The organism is Variovorax sp. FW305-3-2-15-B-LB1 (assembly GCF_058787635.1).
Genome location: NZ_JBYSZY010000035.1, coordinates 1 through 15,478, shown reverse-complemented (window position 1 = coordinate 15,478; position 15,478 = coordinate 1). Strand labels below are relative to the sequence as shown.

12 protein-coding genes are annotated in these 15,478 nt (G+C 67.8%); all 12 read right to left on the bottom strand.

Going from position 1 to position 15,478, the window contains the following annotated elements; translation table 11 throughout:
* Nucleotides 1-18: 18 nt before the first annotated feature.
* Entirely contained in the window at nucleotides 19-801 is a 783-nt protein-coding gene (gene mlaE / locus AC3WQR_RS20515; RefSeq protein WP_062471733.1) for a lipid asymmetry maintenance ABC transporter permease subunit MlaE, read from the bottom strand.
* The gene (locus AC3WQR_RS20510) at nucleotides 798-1,661 is read right to left on the bottom strand and encodes an ABC transporter ATP-binding protein (protein WP_070059938.1); all 864 of its coding nucleotides are present in this window, start codon (nucleotides 1,659-1,661) and stop codon (nucleotides 798-800) included. Before AC3WQR_RS20510 ends, mlaE begins: the two co-directional genes overlap by 4 nt.
* Before the next feature lie 66 nt (nucleotides 1,662-1,727).
* Nucleotides 1,728-3,206: a glutamate synthase subunit beta gene (locus tag AC3WQR_RS20505; RefSeq protein WP_070059939.1), complete on the bottom strand. Its 1,479-nt coding sequence runs from the start codon at nucleotides 3,204-3,206 to the stop codon at nucleotides 1,728-1,730.
* Nucleotides 3,207-3,241: 35 nt separating this feature from the next.
* Nucleotides 3,242-7,987: a glutamate synthase-related protein gene (locus tag AC3WQR_RS20500; RefSeq protein WP_492743309.1), complete on the bottom strand. Its 4,746-nt coding sequence runs from the start codon at nucleotides 7,985-7,987 to the stop codon at nucleotides 3,242-3,244.
* A gap of 178 nt (nucleotides 7,988-8,165) precedes the next feature.
* Nucleotides 8,166-8,867, bottom strand: a complete 702-nt coding sequence (locus tag AC3WQR_RS20495) for a transposase (protein WP_492743308.1) — start codon at nucleotides 8,865-8,867, stop codon at nucleotides 8,166-8,168.
* 29 nt (nucleotides 8,868-8,896) lie between these two features.
* On the bottom strand, nucleotides 8,897-9,778 hold the full coding sequence (locus tag AC3WQR_RS20490) for a class I SAM-dependent methyltransferase (RefSeq protein WP_492743342.1): 882 nt from the start codon (nucleotides 9,776-9,778) through the stop codon (nucleotides 8,897-8,899).
* A gap of 14 nt (nucleotides 9,779-9,792) precedes the next feature.
* Nucleotides 9,793-10,368: a DUF1415 domain-containing protein gene (locus tag AC3WQR_RS20485; RefSeq protein WP_492743307.1), complete on the bottom strand. Its 576-nt coding sequence runs from the start codon at nucleotides 10,366-10,368 to the stop codon at nucleotides 9,793-9,795.
* Nucleotides 10,365-11,651: an MFS transporter gene (locus AC3WQR_RS20480; protein WP_492743306.1), complete on the bottom strand. Its 1,287-nt coding sequence runs from the start codon at nucleotides 11,649-11,651 to the stop codon at nucleotides 10,365-10,367. Before AC3WQR_RS20480 ends, AC3WQR_RS20485 begins: the two co-directional genes overlap by 4 nt.
* The gene (locus tag AC3WQR_RS20475; protein ID WP_492743305.1) at nucleotides 11,648-12,784 is read right to left on the bottom strand and encodes a deoxyguanosinetriphosphate triphosphohydrolase; all 1,137 of its coding nucleotides are present in this window, start codon (nucleotides 12,782-12,784) and stop codon (nucleotides 11,648-11,650) included. Before AC3WQR_RS20475 ends, AC3WQR_RS20480 begins: the two co-directional genes overlap by 4 nt.
* On the bottom strand, nucleotides 12,781-13,905 hold the full coding sequence (gene aroB, locus AC3WQR_RS20470) for a 3-dehydroquinate synthase (protein ID WP_492743304.1): 1,125 nt from the start codon (nucleotides 13,903-13,905) through the stop codon (nucleotides 12,781-12,783). Before aroB ends, AC3WQR_RS20475 begins: the two co-directional genes overlap by 4 nt.
* 33 nt (nucleotides 13,906-13,938) lie before the next feature.
* The gene (locus AC3WQR_RS20465; RefSeq protein WP_062471759.1) at nucleotides 13,939-14,487 is read right to left on the bottom strand and encodes a shikimate kinase; all 549 of its coding nucleotides are present in this window, start codon (nucleotides 14,485-14,487) and stop codon (nucleotides 13,939-13,941) included.
* 23 nt (nucleotides 14,488-14,510) lie between these two features.
* On the bottom strand, nucleotides 14,511-15,478 hold a 968-nt coding region (locus AC3WQR_RS20460), incomplete at its 5' end, for a type IV pilus secretin PilQ (RefSeq protein ID WP_492743303.1).

The window sequence follows — 15,478 nt, the reverse complement described above, 5'->3', positions numbered from 1 at the left end:
GATGGAGCCGGGGCCCCTTTAGATACTGAACATCATGGCGGTGAGCAAGAAATCGAGCCCCAAGACCGCCAGCGACGCCATCACCACGGTGCGCGTGGTGGCGCGCGACACGCCCTCGGGCGTCGGCTGGGCCTCGAAGCCCTGCAGCAGCGCGACGAAGGTCACGGTGAAACCGAACACGATGCTCTTGATGACGCCGTTGCCGACGTCGCGCCAGACATCGACGCCGCCCTGCATCTGGCCCCAGAACGCGCCCGGGTCGACGCCCAGCATCAGCACGCCCACGACATAGCCGCCCATGATGCCGACCGCGCTGAACACGGCCGCCAGCAGCGGCATGGTGATGACGCCGGCCCAGAAGCGCGGCGCGAGGATGCGCTGCACCGGGTCGACCGCCATCATTTCCATGGCGCTCAACTGCTCGTTGGCCTTCATGAGGCCGATCTCGGCCGTCAGCGAGGTGCCGGCCCGCCCGGTGAACAGCAGGGCCGCCACCACGGGACCGAGTTCGCGCACGAGGCTCAGCGCCACCAGCAGGCCGAGCGCTTCGGACGAGCCGTAGCGCTGCAGCGCGTAGTACATCTGCAGCCCGAGCACGAAGCCCACGAACAGACCCGACACGCCGATGATGGCGAGCGAGTAGTTGCCCAGGAAATGGATCTGGTCACGCACCAGCCCGAAGCGCCGCATGATCTGCGCGCCCGGGCCGAGCAGGCGCAGGAAGAGCTTGGCCGCATGGCCCATGTCGGCGAGTTGGCTGCGCACGGCAAAGCCGACGTCGGCGGGCTTCCACCAGGTCATGAGCGCCCTCCTTCGCCATTGCCGAAGTCGTCTTCGATGCTGACACCGGGATAGTGGAACCGCACCGGCCCGTCAGGCAGTGCGTTGACGAACTGGTGCACCAGCGGATCGACGCTCTCGCGCACCTCGTCGGGCCGCCCCTGCGCGGCGATGCCGCCGTTGGCCAGGATGATCACGTGGTCCGCGATGCGGAAGGTTTCCTCGAGGTCGTGCGACACGATGATGCTGGTGAGGCCGAGCGCGTCGTTGAGCTGGCGGATCAGCCGCGCGGCCGTGCCGAGCGAGATCGGGTCGAGCCCCGCGAAGGGTTCGTCGTACATCACGAGGTCGGGGTCGAGCGCGATCGCGCGCGCCAGCGCCACGCGCCGCGCCATGCCGCCCGACACCTCGCTGGGCATCAGGTCGCGCGCGCCGCGCAGGCCGACGGCGTCCAGCTTCATGAGCACGATGTCGCGCACCAGCGCTTCCGACAGCTGCGTGTGCTCGCGCAACGGAAAGGCCACGTTGTCGAACACGCTGATGTCGGTGAACAGCGCACCGAACTGGAACAGCATGCCCATGCGGCGCCGCGCCGCATACAGCGTCGCGACATCGAAGTGGCCGACATCCTTCCCGTCGAACAGCACCTCGCCGCGTTGGGCGCGCTGCTGGCCGCCGATGAGGCGTAGCACGGTGGTCTTGCCGCCACCCGATGCCCCCATCAACGCCGTCACCTTGCCGCGCGGCACGGAAAACGACACGCCGTCGAGGATCGCGCGCGCGCCGTAGCCGAACGTGACATCGCGGAATTCGACGAAGGAGGAAGACGTGGGTGTGGCTGGGTCCATCTCAATAAAAAAGCCGGGCGCCTTCTCAGGCATCCCGGCATGCGGTTTCCGCGGATGATAACGGGGCCGCGAACGGCGCCGCTTCAAATGAAACAAAAATCAGCGCGGTAAGTCGCTGAATCCCATCAAAAATTCGTCGACCGAACGCGCCGCTTGACGGCCCTCGCGAATTGCCCACACCACCAGCGATTGGCCGCGGCGAATGTCACCTGCGGCGAACACCTTGGGCACATTGGTGGCATAGCCGCCGATGAAGTCGACCGTGGCGCGCGCGTTGCCGCGGGCGTCCTTCTCGACACCGAAGGCGTCGAGCACGGTGGCCACGGGGCTGATGAAGCCCATCGCCAGCAGCACCAGGTCGGCCTTGAGGATCTGCTCGCTGCCGGGCACTTCCTGCATCTTGCCGTCCTTCCACTCGACGCGCACGGTCTTCAGGCCGGTGACCTTGCCCTTCTCGCCGATGAACTCCTTGGTCGAGATGGCGAACTCGCGCTCGCAGCCTTCTTCGTGGCTGGAGCTGGTGCGCAGCTTGATCGGCCAGTAGGGCCAGGTCAGCGGGCGGTTCTCTTCTTCCGGCGGTTGCGGCATCAGTTCGAACTGCGTGACGCTCACGGCGCCGTGGCGGTTGCTGGTGCCCACGCAGTCGGAGCCGGTGTCGCCGCCGCCGATGACGATGACGTGCTTGCCTTCGGCGCGCAGCTGGCCCTTGACCTTGTCGCCTGCGTTGACGCGGTTCTGCTGCGGCAGGAACTCCATCGCGAAGTGGATGCCGTCGAGATCGCGGCCGGGCACAGGCAGGTCGCGCGATTGCTCGGCGCCGCCGGTGAGCACCACGGCGTCGAAGTCTTTCTGCAGCTGCTCGGGCGTGACGGTTTCCTTGGCCAGGTTGGTGACCTTGGAGCCCTTGCCCAGCGGGTCTTTCGCGGCGCCGACCATCACGCCGGTGCGGAAGGTCACGCCCTCGGCCTTCATCTGCTCGACGCGGCGGTCGATGTGCGACTTCTCCATCTTGAAGTCGGGAATGCCGTAGCGCAGCAGGCCACCGACACGGTCGTTCTTCTCGAACAGCGTGACGTCGTGGCCGGCGCGCGCCAGCTGCTGCGCGGCGGCCATGCCGGCCGGGCCGGAGCCCACCACCGCGACCTTCTTGCCGGTCTTGTGCTTGGCGACGCGCGGCGCCACCCAGCCTTCGTCCCAGGCGCGGTCGATGATCGCGTGTTCCAGCGACTTGATGCCAACCGCGTCGTCGTTCACGTTGAGCACGCAGGCCGCCTCGCAGGGCGCGGGGCAGATGCGGCCGGTGAACTCGGGGAAGTTGTTGGTCGAATCAAGCACCGCGAAGGCGTTCTGCCAGTCGTCGCGGTACACGAGGTCGTTGAAGTCCGGAATGATGTTGTTGACCGGGCAGCCGCTGTTGCAGAACGGCGTGCCGCAGTCCATGCAGCGTGCGCCCTGCACCTTGGCCTGGTCGGTGTTCAGGCCGACGACGAATTCCTTGTAGTGCTTGACGCGCTCTTCGACAGGCTTGTAGCCCTCTTCGATGCGCTCATGCTCCATGAAGCCGGTGATTTTTCCCATCGTGCTTTCCTCTGTTCTTCGTATCTATGGCGCGCTCAGACGGCGGCCGTGGCGGGCGCGGCCAGTGCGTGCGGCTCGAGGCCGACGTGGGCGTTGTTGCCGCTGCTGGCCAGCTCGACCTGGCGGTCGTGCAGTTCGGCCAGGGCGCGCTTGTACTCGTTCGGGAACACCTTGACGAACTTGGTGCGCGACTCGGCCCAGTTGTCGAGCAGCTCGCGCGCGCGCTTGCTGCCGGTCCAGCGGTGGTGCTCTTCGAGCAGCTTCTTGAGTTGCGCTTCGTCGGTCTCGCCGCCGTGCCAGATCTTGCGGTGCACGCTGGCGGTCTGCTCGGCCGAGGTGAGCACCTTGTCGAGCGACACCATCGAAAGGTTGCAGCGCGAGGCGAACTGGCCGTCTTCGTCGTAGACGAACGCGACGCCGCCGCTCATGCCGGCCGCGAAGTTGCGGCCCGTCTTGCCGAGCACGGCCACCGTGCCGCCGGTCATGTATTCGCAGCCGTGGTCACCGGTGCCTTCGATGACCGCCGTGGCACCCGACAGGCGCACCGCGAAGCGCTCGCCGGCCACGCCGCACAGGTAGGCCTCGCCGGTGGTCGCGCCGTACAGCGCGGTGTTGCCGACGATGGTGTTGCGCGCGGCTTCACCGCGGAAGTCCAGGCTGGGGCGCACCACCACGCGGCCGCCCGAGAGGCCCTTGCCGGTGTAGTCGTTGGCATCGCCGATCAGGTACAGCGTGATGCCGCGTGCCAGGAAGGCGCCGAACGACTGGCCGCCCGTGCCTTCGAGCTGGATGCGGATCGAGTCGTCGGGCAGGCCCTGAGGATGCACCTTGGTCAGCGCGCCCGAGAGCATCGCGCCCACCGAACGGTTGACGTTGCGCGCCACCTCGATGAACTGCACCTTCTCGCCCTTTTCGATGGCGGGACGCGACTTCTCGATGAGCTTCACGTCCAGGGCGCGCTCGAGGCCGTGGTCCTGGTTCTCGACATGGAAACGCGGCACGTCGGCCGGCACGATCGGCAGCGCGAACAGGCGGCTGAAATCGAGGCCCGAGGCCTTCCAGTGCTCGATGCCCTTGCGCATGTCGAGCAGGTCGGCGCGGCCGATCAGGTCGTCGAACTTGCGGATGCCCAGCTGGGCCATGATCTGGCGCACTTCTTCGGCAACGAAGAAGAAGTAGTTGACGACGTGCTCGGGCTTGCCCGAAAACTTCTTGCGCAGCACCGGGTCTTGCGTGGCCACGCCCACCGGGCAGGTGTTCAAGTGGCACTTGCGCATCATGATGCAGCCCTCGACCACCAGCGGTGCGGTCGCAAAGCCGAATTCGTCCGCGCCCAGCAGCGCGCCGATGGCGACGTCGCGGCCGGTCTTCATCTGGCCGTCGGCCTGCACGCGGATGCGGCTGCGCAGGCGGTTGAGCACCAGCGTCTGCTGCGTTTCGGCCAGGCCGATTTCCCACGGGCTGCCCGCATGCTTGATCGACGACCAGGGCGAAGCGCCCGTGCCGCCGTCATGGCCGGCGATCACGACGTGGTCGCTCTTGCACTTGGCCACGCCCGCGGCGATGGTGCCAACGCCGATTTCGCTCACCAGCTTCACGCTGATGCTCGCGTGCGGCGCGGTGTTCTTCAGGTCGTGGATCAGCTGAGCCAAGTCCTCGATCGAGTAGATGTCGTGGTGCGGCGGGGGCGAGATGAGGCCCACGCCCGGCACGGCATAGCGTTGCTTGCCGATGTATTCGGTGACCTTGCCGCCCGGGAGCTGACCGCCCTCGCCCGGCTTGGCGCCTTGCGCCATCTTGATCTGGATCTGGTCGGCCGAGTGCAGGTACTCGGCGGTGACGCCGAAGCGGCCCGACGCGACCTGCTTGATGCGCGAACGCAGCGAGTCGCCGTCGTTCAGCGACAGGTCGACCTCGACGTTGGCCGCGCCGATCACACTCTTGAGCGTGTCGCCCTGCTTGATCGGGATGCCCTTCAGTTCGTTGCGGTAGCGCGCCGGGTCTTCGCCGCCTTCGCCCGTGTTGCTCTTGCCGCCGATGCGGTTCATGGCGATGGCGAGCGTGGCGTGTGCCTCGGTGCTGATCGAGCCGAGCGACATCGCGCCGGTAGCGAAGCGCTTGACGATCTCGGCGGCTGCTTCGACCTCGTCGACCGGGATGGCCTTGGCCGGATCGATCTTGAACTCGAACAGGCCGCGCAGCGTGAGGTGGCGGCGGTTCTGGTCGTTGATGAGCTGCGCGTATTCCTTGTACGTGTTCCAGTTGTTGGAGCGCGTGCTGTGCTGCAGCTTGGCGATGGCGTCGGGCGTCCACATGTGCTCTTCGCCGCGCGTGCGCCAGGCGTATTCGCCGCCGGCGTCCAGCATGTGGGCGAGCACCGGGTCGTCGCCGAAGGCGGCCTTGTGCATGCGGATGGCTTCTTCGGCGATTTCGAAGACGCCGATGCCTTCCACGCGGCTGGCCGTGCCGGTGAAGTACTTGTTCACCGTCTCGGTGTTCAGGCCGATGGCTTCGAACAGCTGGGCGCCGCAGTAGCTCATGTAGGTGCTGACACCCATCTTCGACATGATCTTCGACAGGCCCTTGCCGATGGCCTTGACGTAGTTGTAGACCGCCTTGTCGGCGCTCAGGTCGCCCGGCAGGTCGGCGTGCATGGCCGCCAGCGTTTCCATCGCGAGGTACGGGTGCACGGCTTCGGCGCCGTAGCCGGCGAGCACGCCGAAGTGATGCACTTCGCGGGCCGAACCGGTCTCGACCACGAGGCCGGCGGTGGTGCGCAAACCTTCGCGCACGAGGTACTGGTGCACGGCCGACAGCGCCAGCACGGCGGGGATCGCCACTTGCGTCGGGCCCACGCCGCGGTCGCTCACGATCAGGATGTTGTGGCCGCCCTTGATGGCATCGACCGCTTCGGCGCACAGCGAGGCCAGCTTGGCTTCGACGCCTTCATCGCCCCAGCCCAGCGGGTAGGTGATGTCGAGCACGTAGCTCTTGAACTTGCCCTGGGTGTAGCGGCCGATGTCGCGCAGCTTCGCCATGTCGGCGAAGTCGAGGATCGGCTGGCTCACTTCGAGCCGCATCGGCGGGTTGACCTGGTTGATGTCCAGCAGGTTCGGCTTGGGGCCGATGAAGGACACGAGCGACATCACGATCGCTTCGCGGATCGGGTCGATCGGCGGGTTCGTGACTTGCGCGAACAGCTGCTTGAAGTAGTTGTACAGCGGCTTGTTCTTGCTGGAGAGCACGGCCAGCGGGCTGTCGTTGCCCATGGAGCCGATGCCTTCTTCGCCGGCCTGGGCCATCGGGCTCATCAGGAATTTGATGTCTTCCTGGGTGTAGCCAAAGGCCTGCTGGCGGTCGAGCAGCGCGACCTGGCTCACGGGAATCGCGGCCGGTTCGGCCTTGACGCTGTCGAGCTTGATGCGCAGGTTCTCGATCCACTGCTTGTAGGGCTTGCTGTTGGCGAGGGTGGCCTTGACCTCCTCGTCGTCGATCATGCGGCCCTGCTCCAGGTCGATCAGGAACATCTTGCCGGGCTGCAGGCGCCACTTGCGCACGATCTTCTGCTCGGGCACGGGCAGCACGCCCGACTCCGAAGCCATGATGACCAGGTCGTCGTCGGTCACGCAGTAGCGCGAGGGACGCAGGCCGTTGCGGTCGAGCGTGGCGCCGATCTGGCGGCCGTCGGTGAACACGATGGAGGCCGGGCCGTCCCACGGCTCGAGCATGGCGGCGTGGTACTCATAGAACGCGCGGCGGCGCGTGTCCATGGTGGCGTGCTGCTCCCAGGGCTCGGGAATCATCATCATCACGGCCTGGCTGATGGGGTAGCCGGCCATCGTCAAGAGCTCGAGGCAGTTGTCGAAGGTGGCGGTGTCGGACTGGCCGGCGAAGCTGATCGGGTAGAGCTTCTGCAGGTCGGCGCCGAGCACGGGCGACGACATGACGCCTTCGCGTGCCTTCATCCAGTTGTAGTTGCCCTTGACCGTGTTGATTTCGCCGTTGTGGGCGACGTAGCGGTACGGGTGGGCCAGCGGCCACTCGGGGAAGGTGTTGGTCGAGAAGCGCTGGTGCACCAGGCCCAGGGCCGAGACGCAGCGCTTGTCCTGCAGGTCGAGGTAGTAGGTACCGACCTGGTCGGCCAGCAGCAGGCCCTTGTAGACCACGGTGCGGCTGGACATGCTCGGAACGTAGTATTCCTTGCTGTGCTTGAGCTTCAGGCGCTGGATGTTGGCGCTGGCGGTCTTGCGGATCACGTACAGCTTGCGCTCCAGCGCGTCCTGCACGATCACGTCGTTGCCGCGGCCGATGAAGATCTGGCGCAGCAGCGGTTCCTTTTCGCGCACGGTGGGCGACATGGGCATGTCGCGGTTGACCGGCACGTCGCGCCAGCCCAGCAGCACCTGGCCTTCGGCCTTGATGGCGCGTTCCATCTCTTGTTCGCAGGCTTCGCGCGAGGCGTGTTCCTTCGGCAGGAAGATCATGCCGACGCCGTATTCGCCGGGCGGGGGCAGCGTGACGCCCTGCTTGGCCATTTCTTCGCGGTACAGCAGGTCGGGCAGTTGGATCAGGATGCCGGCGCCGTCGCCCATCAGCTTGTCGGCGCCGACGGCGCCGCGGTGGTCGAGGTTCTCGAGGATCTTCAGGCCCTGCAACACGATGGCATGGCTCTTCTCGCCCTTGATATGGGCGACGAAGCCGACGCCGCAGGCATCGTGCTCATCGGCACCGGAATACAGACCGTGTTCTTGGAGGTGTTGAATCTCGGCAGCCGTCGTCATGGCGCGCTCCTTCAGTTTTCGCAGGGAAAGGGAGCATATTGCGATGCACAAAGAATGCCAAACACTTTAATAGGGGTCGGATTCCTATTAAATCTTGAGTTTTCTTGTCAGAATTAAATTGGGGACATATTAAAAACAGCAGCACGATGCCCAACAAGGGCGCGGCTTTCGGCCGCTTTCAGTCCGTATCTTTGGCGGGCGCAGGCGGCCGGCCGGCCTTGGCCTTGATCACGCGGCGCTCGGTGGCCTTCTGCAGGCTGTCCAGAAAACCGTCGTCGCCGGCTGCCCAGCCGCGCAAGGTGGCCTCGGTCAGGGCCTGCTGATCGGCCGCGCGGACCCCGCCACGCACCAGTTCGGCATACGCCGCCTCCCGCGCAAAGGGCGTGTTGCCGAGCTCCCAGTACAGCGGATGCGGGGTCAACAGCCTGTCTTGCCGCAGGCCTGCGTAGTGGCCGTGACTGGACCAGGGGAAGTCGCGCGCCTCGGCGACCATGCCGGCGCGCACCGGATTCAGGTCGATGTAGGCCATGCAGGTCAGCAGGTAGCGCTCGGTCTGGATCAGGGTCGATCTGTAGCGTCCTTCCCACAAGGTGCCGCTACGGCCATGGCGGTCGTTGAAGTAGCGCACGTAGCTGCGCCCGACCGACTGCATGAACTGCGGCAGGCCCGTGGCGCTGTCGGGCGTGGCCAGCAGGTGGAAGTGGTTGTCCATCAGCACGTAGGCATGCAGCGCGATGCCGAAGCGCACGGCGTTCTCGGCCAGCAGGCCGAGCAGCTTCTCGTGGTCGGCGCGGTCCACGAAGATCGGCTGGCGGTTGTTGCCGCGCTGGATCACGTGGTGCGGCATGCCGGCCAGCGTGAGACGGGGGAGACGGGCCATGGGGACGATGGACGACGCCGTCCGGGTACTTAATCGGCGAGGCGGAAGCGCGTGTCGCCCAGCGTGTCGAGCCCGAACTGCGCCAGCAGCTCGCGCAGCCGCGTCGCCGCACTCGCCTTGCGCTGGCCGGTGTAGCGCGCCAGGATCAGCTCGTTCTTCATGCTGTGCTCCCAGCCGACCAGCTCGGTGACCGTCACGCTGTAGCCGTTGGCTTCCAGGTACAGGCAGCGCAGCACGTTGGTGAGCTGGCTGCCGATCTCGCGCGTGTGCAGCGGATGGCGCCACAGCTCGGCCAGCGGCGTGCGCGACAGGGCCAGTGCCTTGGTCTCGCGCAGGCAGGCCGCCACTTCGGCCTGGCAGCAGGGCACGAGCACCATGCAGCGCGCCTTCTTGGCCAGGCCGAAGGCGATGGCGTCGTCGGTGGCGGTGTCGCAGGCGTGCAGCGCGGTGACCACGTCGATCTGCGCCGGCAGCTCGCTGGCCTGCGCCGACTCGGCCACGGTGAGGTTCAGGAACGACATGCGCCCGAAGCCCAGCTGCTGCGCCAGCGCGCGGGAGCGCTCGACCAGCTCGCTGCGCGCCTCGATGCCGTAGACATGGCCGCCCTGCCGCGCGCGGAAGAACAGGTCGTAGATGATGAAGCCGAGGTACGACTTGCCCGCCCCGTGGTCGGCCAGCGTCGCCTCGGCACCCTCGCCGGGCAACTCGCGCAGCAGTTGCTCGATGAACTGGAACAGGTGATAGACCTGCTTGAGCTTGCGCCGCGAATCCTGGTTGAGCCGGCCTTCGCGCGTGAGGATGTGCAGCTCCTTGAGCAGCTCAACGGACTGGCCCGGCCGCAGGACTTCGGCCAGCTCGGCCTCGGCCTTCGCAGCCTTGTTGGTGGGGTGGGCTTTCGCGGGACGGGACATGGTGTTCTTGTTGTTCATGGCGTGGCGCTTCCCGGGCCGACATCGAGCGCGGTCCAGCCGGCCGGGCCCAGGGCTTCGAGCGTCTCGATGTTGCGCTCGAAGATCGCCTCGGCCTCGGGAAAGGCCTCGACCGCGCGGTCCACGCTGTCTTCGCGCAGCAGGTGCAGCGTGGGGTATGGCGCGCGGTTGGTGGCGTTGGTGATGTCGTCGGCCTCGGTGCCGGCGAACTGGAAATGCGGATGGAAGCTGGCGAGCTGAAGCACGCCGTCGAAGCCCGCGCGGGCGAGCTTGCGCTCGGCGCGCTCGGTGAAATCGTTGAAGTCGAGAAAGTCCGCCAACGCGTGGGGGACGATCAGCAAGGTGGTGTCGCGCACCTCGGCATCGAGCGCCACGAGCGCGCGGGCTTCGGCCACCAGTGCATCGATCAGGCGGCCTTCGTGGGTGTCGAGGTAGGTGAGGTAGTGGATCTGGCCCTTCACATGCACCGCCTTGGCGAAGGGGCACAGGTTGAGGCCGATCACGGCGCGCTCGAGCCAGCGCCGGGTGTCGGCTTCGGCCTGCGCGGCGTCGATGACCGTCGGGTCGCTCATGCCGTGGCCTCCGTCAGTCGGCGGATGCGCCCGAGGCGCGCGGCGACCGCCATGCCGGCGAGCGAACAGGCCAGCGTGGCGGTCCAGGTCCAATGCCAGCCACCGACGCGGTGCGCCAGCCAGGCCACCGCCGGCGGCGCCAGGAACTGGCCGAGCGACGACGCCTGCTGCATCAGGCCGACGGTGGTCGAGACGGTGCTCGGCCCCGGCGCCAGCCGCACGCCCAGCAGGAACAGCGTCGCCGGCACCATGCCGCCGCCGAGCGAAAAGGCGCAGATCGCGGCATAGCGCAGCGCGGGCGGCAGGCCCAGCGCCTCGGCGCCGGCGCCCTGCCCCACCTGCGCGAAGGCGGCGACGCCGCCCAGTGCCATGGTCAGGAAACCCCATTGCAGCAGGCGCTCGGGCGCCACGCCGCGCTGCAGCCAACGGCCGCCCATGAGGTTGCCGACGATGTTCATCGCCGCGGCCAACGCGGTCAGCACCGCGCTCCAGGCGGCGGGCACCTTCGCGTCGGCATAGATGGCGGGAAGAAAACCGATCACGGCCATCCACTGCGACGAGTACACGGCGAAGGTCAACGCGACCAGCCACGGCGCGCGCGCGCCGACCGTCTCGCGCAGCCGCGACGCCCAACCGGCCGACGCGGGCTGCGGGCTTGCACCGGCCACGCGGGCCCGATCGCGCGGCACCGCCAACCACACCCAGAGTGCCGCACCCGCCGACACCAGCGACAGCGTCCACCACCAGTCGGCCCAGCCGCCCCAACCGATCAGGGCCGGCCCGACCAGCAGCGCCAGCGCCACGCCCAACGGCATATAGGCACCCCACAGGCCCAGCGCGGCCTTGTCGGCGCCCGCCGGTGTCAGTGCGCGGATGAGACCCGGGCCGGGCATCACCGCCATCAGGAAGCCGATGCCTTCGGCCGCACGCAGCACGAACAGCCACAGCACCGCGTGAGACCCGCCCAGCAGACCGGCACCGACGGCGCCCCCGAGCAGGCTGGCCGTCGTCAGCACCGCCAGCCCGACGAGCATGCTGCGCCGCAGACCGATGGAATCGGCCGCAAGCCCGGCCAGCAGCCCGAGCGTCATGCTCGCGACCTGGACCAGCGAGAGCAGGAAACCCGCCTCGACCAGATCGATGCCCAGCGACGCCTGCAGCGCCGGCACGGCGGGCGGCAGCTTGCCCAGGTGCAGCGCGGCACTGACGCCGCCCAGCACGACGGCGAAGGCCGCGGCCGGCACGCGGGCCGACGCGCTGTTCGAGCGCACGGCCGCCGTCATGCGATGCCCCGCCGGCCAGTCAGCCGCTCGTGCTCGCGCATGGCGAAGCGGTCGGTCATGCCGGCGATGTAGTCGGCCACGGCCCGGTGCCGGTCGCGGCGCTCGGCGTACGACGCGGGCATTTCGGTGCCGCGCGCCAGGTAGGCGTCGAACAGCCCGCGCACGACCTCGCTCGCCTGGTCGGTGGTCTGCGTGACCTGCGGATGGCGGTAGAGGTTGCGGAACAGGAACTGCTTGAGCGCCTCCGACTGCGCCTGCATGACGCCGCTGAAGGCCACCAGCGGTGGCGCCTGGCGCACGGCGTCGGCATCGGTGGGCGCCAGCGCCTCGATGGCCGCGCGCGTCGTGTCGATCACGTCGTAGACCTGCGCGCTGAGCATGCGGCGGATGGTTTCATAGAGCACGCGCCGGCCCTGGCCCTGCAGGTGCGGATGCTCGGCCAGCGCTTCGCGGCGGTAGCGTTCGAACAGTTCCACATCGGCCAGCTGCTCGACGCTGATCAGGCCCGAGCGCACGCCGTCGTCGATGTCGTGCGCGTTGTAGGCGATGGCGTCGGCCAGGTTGCACAGCTGCGCCTCCAGCCCGGGCTGCGTGCGGTCGAGAAAGCGGCGGGCCACGCCCTGCGGCTCGGCCGCCTCGATGCGTTCGGCGTTGGCGCGCGAGCAATGCTTGAGGATGCCTTCGCGGGTCTCGAAGCTGAGGTTCAGGCCGTCGTACTGCGGGTAGCGGTGCTCCAGCGCATCGACCACGCGCAGGCTCTGCAGGTTGTGCTCGAAGCCACCGTGTTCGGCCATGCAGGCGTTGAGCGCGTCCTGGCCCGCGTGGCCGAAGGGCGTGTGGCCCAGGTCATGGGCCAGCGCGATCGCCTCGACCAGGTCTTCGTTGAGCCGCAGGGCGCGTGCGATGGAGCGGCCCAGCTGCGCGACTTCGAGCGAATGCGTGAGCCGCGTGCGGAACAGGTCGCCTTCGTGGTTCAGGAACACCTGGGTCTTGTAGACCAGCCGTCGGAAGGCGGTGGAGTGGACGATGCGGTCACGGTCGCGCTGGAAGGCGTCGCGCGTGGGCGCGGGCGGCTCCGCGTGGCGCCGTCCGCGCGAGCGCGCGGGGTGGCAGGCGTACGCCGCAAGGCTCATGCCGCGCAGCACTGCGCGAGCACGTCGCGCACCATCGCGTCGGGCGCGCTGCGCACGACGGCGGAGCCGGGTCGGTCGATCACCACGAAGCGAATCTCGCCGGCTTCCGATTTCTTGTCGACGCGCATCAGCTCCAGGTAGCGCTCGGCCCCCAGCGCCGGTCCCACGGTGGGCAGGCCGGCCCGCTCGATCAGGCGAGTCAGCCGCTCGACAAAGGCCGCGTCGACGCCGCCGAGCCGCTGCGACAGCTGCGCCGCCATGACCATGCCGCAGCCGACAGCCTCGCCATGCAGCCATTCGCCGTAGCCCAGGCCCGACTCGATGGCATGGCCGAAGGTGTGGCCGAAATTGAGGATGGCGCGCAGGCCGGTCTCGCGCTCGTCCTGGCCGACCACCAGCGCCTTGATCTCGCAGCTGCGCTTCACGGCATGGGCCAGCGCGGCCGGGTCGCGCGCCACCAGCGCTTCGATGTTCGACTCGATCCAGTCGAAGAAAGCCATGTCGTAGATCGGGCCGTACTTGATGACTTCGGCCAGGCCGGCACTCAGTTCGCGCGGGGGCAGCGTCTGCAGCGTGTCCAGGTCGCACAGCACGAGCTGCGGCTGGTAGAACGCGCCGATCATGTTCTTGCCCAGCGGGTGGTTGATGGCCGTCTTGCCACCCACCGAGGAATCGACCTGCGCCAGCAGCGTGGTCGGCACCTGCACGAAAGGCACGCCGCGCATGTAGCTGGCGGCGGCGAAGCCCGTCATGTCGCCCACCACCCCGCCGCCGAGCGCGAACAGCACCGTCTTGCGGTCGCTGCCGTGGCCCAGGAGGGCGTCGAAGATCAGGTTGAGCGTCTCGAGGTTCTTGTATGCCTCACCGTCGGGCAGTTCGAGCAGGTGGACCGTGCGAAAGCGTTTGGCCAGCACGGTCCGCAAGGCCTGCGCGTAGAGCGGCGCCACGGTGGTGTTGCTGACGATCAGCGCGCTGGCGGCTGCGGGAACGACACCGAAGCTGGCGGGGTCTTCCAGCAGGCCACCGCCGATCAGGATCGGGTAGCTGCGCTCGCCGAGCTGGATCTCGACGCATTCGGGCTTTGGCGGGGCGGAAAGTGCGGGCGAAACAGGCAAGGACATGGCCGCGAGTTTAGGCGCTCGGGCCTGCCGGGGTCAGTCCGAGGGCTCTTCCGGATGGGCGCCGGGTTCGACCACCCCGGCCAGTTCGAGCTGCATCACGATGAGGTTGACCAGCACCGCAATCGACGGCCGGCCGGTGTCGACCACGTCGTGGGCGGTTTCCCGGTAGAACGGGTCGCGCGCATCGTGCAGTTCGCGCAGCCGGCCCAGCGGATCGGCCACCTGCAACAGCGGGCGCTTGACGTCGTGGCGCAGGCGCCGGAACAGGTCTTCGGGCGAGGAGCGCAGGTAGATGACGTGGAAATGGTCGCGCAACTGCTGGCGGTTGGCCTCGCGCAGCACGGCGCCACCGCCGGTCGCCAGCACGCCGTGGGGATGGGCGGCCAGGTCGGCGATGACCGCCTGCTCGATGTCGCGGAAGGCGGCTTCGCCCTCGCGATCGAAGAAATCACGGATCGTGCAGCCGATGCGCTGCTCGATCACGTGATCGGTGTCGATGAAGGGGGTGTTCAGCCGAGCGCCCAGGCGCCGGCCCACTGCGGACTTTCCGGCGCCGGGCAACCCGACAAGTGCGACCGCCACGCGGTGGCTGCTACGCCCGCGCGTCAGCGCGCGGCGTTGCGGTCGGTAATCATCTTCGGGGTGATAAAGACGAGCATTTCGGTCTTGTTGGCAACGCGTTCGCGCTTGCGGAACAATGCCCCCATGTAGGGGATTTCACCCAGCACCGGCACGCGCGATTCGTCATTGGTTTCGGTGAGCTCGAAGATACCACCGATGACGACCGTGCCGCCGTTCTCGACCAGCACCTCGGTCTGCACGTGCTTGGTGTTGATGGCCGGGCCCGCCGAGGTGTTGACGCCGCGGGCATCCTTGCTCACGTCCAGCGTGAGGATGATGTTGCCCTCGGGCGTGATCTGCGGCGTGACTTCGAGCTTGAGCACCGCCTTGCGGAACGAGATCGAGGTCGCGCCGCTGGAGGTGGCCTGCTGGTAGGGGATTTCCTCGCCCTGCTCGATCAGCGCCTTGGTCTGGTCGGCCGTGATGACGCGGGGGCTGGAGACCAGCTTGCCCTTGCCATCGGCTTCGAGGGCGGAAATCTCGAGGTTCAGCATGCGCGACAAGCTCGAGTTGAACAGCGAGATCGCGAAGGTGCCTGCGGCGTTGCCGGTGCCGCCGGCGTCGCCGGCGGGCAGGTTGATGAAGTTGGAGTTGGTCCAGGTGGCTGCTGCGCCGCCGACGCCGCCGGCGTTGGTGGTGGCAGGCATGACGCCGAAGGTGCCGTAGGCCGGATTGCCGTTGGCCGACGCGACGCGTTCGCGGGAGATACCGCCGCCCATCCGCACGCCAAGCGACTTGCCGAAGGTGTCCGAGGCTTCCACGATGCGCGCTTCGATCAGCACTTGGCGGACGGGAATGTCCAGCTTCTGGATCAGGTCGGTGACCTGGGCCAGGCGCGAGGGAATGTCGGACACGAACAGCTGGTTGGTCCGCGATTCGGCGATCACGCTGCCGCGGGGGCTCAGGATGCGCGAGGTCGCGCCGCCGCCACCACCACCGCCGCCACCCGCCG